General features: G+C 72.3%; 2 protein-coding genes and 1 pseudogene. 2 read left to right on the forward strand and 1 reads right to left on the reverse strand.

What is annotated here, in order from left to right; all coding sequences use genetic code 11:
• A pseudogene (locus tag ACWDVG_RS31490) lies at positions 1 to 96 on the forward strand (bifunctional nuclease family protein); the annotation flags it as partial.
• A 131-nt stretch (positions 97 to 227) separates the two neighbouring features.
• Positions 228 to 2,678, forward strand: a complete 2,451-nt coding sequence (locus tag ACWDVG_RS31495) for an RICIN domain-containing protein (protein ID WP_451704331.1) — start codon at positions 228 to 230, stop codon at positions 2,676 to 2,678.
• An 89-nt stretch (positions 2,679 to 2,767) separates the two neighbouring features.
• Here the strand turns inward: ACWDVG_RS31495 and ACWDVG_RS31500 are convergent.
• The coding region (locus ACWDVG_RS31500) for a beta-galactosidase (RefSeq protein ID WP_451704333.1) at positions 2,768 to 3,705 on the reverse strand (938 nt) is incomplete at its 5' end.

Below are 3,705 nucleotides of genomic sequence, written 5' to 3' on the forward strand. Positions count from 1 at the left end.
GTCCGGGTGGAAATGCCCTCCAACCAGCCGATCGTGCTCCTGCGCGAAGTGGGAGGCGATCGGTACCTCCCCATCTGGATCGGACCGGGGGAGGCAGAGCGGTCACCGTCCCTGGCCGCCCCGCGCCACCTGCGCCTCCCGGCCGCCGGCCGGGAGGCGCAGCGGCGGGACCCGGTTCCGCCGCCCCGTCCCCCCCCGCCCCCTCCCCTTCCCGCAAGGAGCAGGACGTGTTCCCCACCCGCAACCGATCGACCGCGCCCCGGCGCCGGTACGGACCCTCCCGACTGCCCAGGAGCCTCGCCGCGCTGGGCGCCGCCACCGCCGTCGCCGCGAGCGCCCTCACCGCCGTCGGCCCCGCCGCGGCCCCGGCGAGCGCCGCCGAGTCCTCCGCCGCCGCGCTGACCGTGCGCCTCGACCCCAGCTACCAGCAGCCCGCGTTCCAGGGCTGGGGCACGGCCCTCGCCTGGTTCGCCAACGTCACCGGAGGCTGGCCGGACGCCCAGCGCAACGCCCTCGCCGACGCCCTCTACGGCGCCGACGGACTCGGCTTCACCATCGCCCGCTACAACATCGGCGGCGGCGACAGCCCCGAGACCACCCCCTACATGCGCGCGGGCGCCGCCGTCCCCGGCTGGTGGAACCGGCCCGGCCCGGAGTCCCCCGACTGGTGGGACCCGAACAACGCCACCCACTGGAAGAACGACGCCGACGCCAACCAGCGCTGGTGGCTCACCGCCGCCAAGGCCCGCGGTGCCTCCGTCTTCGAGGCGTTCTCCAACTCCGCCCCGTACTTCATGACCAACAGCGGCGTGGTGTCCGGCAACTGGAACGCCTGGGAGGACAACCTCCGCTCCGACCAGTACGACCGCTTCGCCGCCTACCTCGCCGGCGCGCTCCAGCGGGCCCAGACCGCCTCCGGCGTCACCTTCAACTCCCTCTCGCCCCTCAATGAGCCGGACACCGACTACTGGAAGGCGTACGGCCGCCAGGAGGGCTCGCACTGGGACCACGCGTCGCAGGCCCGCATGATCTCCACGATGCGCGCCGCACTCGACGCCAAGGGCATCACCACCCCGATCGCGGCCATGGACGAGACCAACCCCGGCAAGGCCATGGGCGACTGGGAGTCGTACGCCCCGGCCGTACGGGACGCGGTGGGCCGGATCAACACGCACACCTACGGCACCGGCAGCCGTACCGGCGTCCGGGACATCGCCAAGGGCGAGGCGAAGCCCCTGTGGATGTCGGAGGTCGACCTCGGCGGCAGCGTCGGGCAGAGCTTCACCGACATGAGCCCCGCCCTCGACCTCGCCCAGCGCATCAACGACGACCTCCGTGAACTCGAGCCCCGCGCCTGGGTCCTGTGGCAGGCGGTCGAGGACTACGAGAACATGACGCCGGACCGGGAGAACTCCAACTGGGGTCTGATCCAGACCGACTTCACGCCCGCCGACGCCGCCACCGAGCCGCTGCGGAAGAACAAGAAGTACTGGGCGATGGGCAACTACAGCCGCTTCGTCCGCCCCGGCGCGCGGATCATGAACACCGACGACCCGCACACCCTCGCGGCCGTCCGGCCCAACGGCGGCACGGTCGTCGTCCACACCAACCCGACCGGCACCGCGCGCGAAGTGACGCTGAACCTCGACGGTTTCCAGACCGCCGCGAACGGCGCCGTCGAGCGGTGGACCACCGACGCCACCAAGAACCTCCAGCGCGACGCAGACGAGGCCGTCTCCGGCCGGACGCTCAAGGCCACCGTCGGCCCCGGCTCCGTCACCACCTTCGTCCTGCCCACCGTCAGCGGCGTGAACACCGCGGCGGCCACCGCCCCCACCGGCACGGCGCGCCAGCTCCTCAACGACAACAGCGGCAAGGCCCTGGCCGTCGCCGTCGTCAACAACAAGAACACCGTCGTGCAGCGCAACTCCGCGCCCGCGGACACCGCGCAGCAGTGGAACGTCACCAAGCTGTCGTCCACCGACTGGGGCAACACCGCCGCCCACCGGATCACCAACGTCAAGACCGGCAGGGCGCTCTCCGTCGCCAACGGCGCGCTCGGCCTCGCCTCGCCCGGAACCTCCACCGCCCAGCAGTGGATCCGCTCCACCACCGGTGACGGCCACCACACGCTGATCAACAAGGCGAGCGGTCTGCTCCTGGACGTCGCCAACGCCTCGGTCAACGACGGCGCGCTCGTCGGCGTCTACCGGCCGACGACCGGCAGCAACCAGTCCTGGACCTTCCGCGGCACCGCCGCGGACGCCTGGAAGACGCTGACCTTCCGGCACAGCGCCAAGTGCCTGGAGATCAGCGGTGCTTCGACGGCCGACGGCGGTGCCGCCGTCCAGTACGGCTGCAACGGCGGCACCCACCAGCAGTGGGCGCTGCGGCCCGCCGCCGACGGGTACGTGAACGTCGTCGCCCGCCACAGCGGCAGGTGCCTGGACGTCAGCGGCCTGTCCACGGCCGACGGCGCCGAGATCTTCCAGTACGGCTGCAACGGCGGCCGCAACCAGGAGTGGGCCGTCCGCAGCACCGGCGACGGGTACGTCACCCTGACGGCCCGGCACAGCGCCAAGTGCCTGGAGATCGCCGCTGCCTCCACCGCGGACGGGGCGACCGCCGTCCAGCGGACCTGCGACGGCGCCGGGGCCCAGCAGATCCGTCTGGGCTGACACCCGGGCGACGGACAGACGGCCGGGCTCCGATCCCGATGGATCGGAGCCCGGCCTTTCGCGTGGGTGACGAGGCCCTGCTTCCCGGCCTACTGCTCGGTGGGGCCGAGGTCGGCGGTCTGACGGAGGTCGACGGTGCGGGCGCGGTGGGCGGCGTGGAGTTCGAGCACGACGATCTCGTTGGCCCCGGCACGCAGGACCGGTGCCGGGACGTAGAGGGATCGCTGGGGGCCGCGGGACCAGTAGCGGCCGAGGTTGAAGCCGTTGATCCAGGCGTTGCCCTTGGTCCAGCCGTCGAGGTGCAGGAAGGTGTCCGCGGGCTCGTCGACCTCGAAGACCCCGCGGTGGAACGTCGGACCCACGGGCGTCGTCGTCCGCGCGGTGAACGGGAGGGCGGAGAGGTCCGTCAGCGGCAGCGGCCGGCTGGACCAGCCGGTGAGCTCCTCGCCGTCCAGGAGGATCGCGCCCAGCAGCCCCTTGCGGTCGTGGATGCCGGGGCCGTAGTTCACCCGGCCCTGGTTCTCCACCAGGACGGTCAGGACGCTGCCCGGCTCGGGCACGGTGAACGCGAGGGCGTGCTCGTGGTTCTCCCGCTCCAGGACGCCGACGGGCTGCCCGTCGACGAAGACCTGGGCGCGGTCCCGTACCTGCTCCACCTCCAGCAGCACCGGCCCCCCGGTGGCGAGGACCGTCTCGTACGCGACGAAGCCGAAGTCCTGGCCGAGTTGCTCCATGGTGAGCGGCCTCGGCCCGTCGACCGCCTTGCCGAGCGCGTCCGCGCCGGACAGCAGGCCGAAGCTCTCGGTGAGGGCGATGCCCGGCAGCGCGAACTTCTGGCCGGGTGCGGGGACGGGTTCGTCGGGGACGGGGGCGTATGTGGCGATGGTGTTGCGGAAGGCGGTGTATTTGTCGGTGGGGTCGCCGGCTTCGTTGAGGGGGGCGTCGTAGTCGTAGGAGGTGATGGTGGGGCGGTAGGTGTGTTTGTCGTTGGCGCCGTTGGTGAAGCCGAAGTTGGTGCCGCCGTGGA

The organism is Streptomyces sp. NPDC003327 (assembly GCF_053589515.1).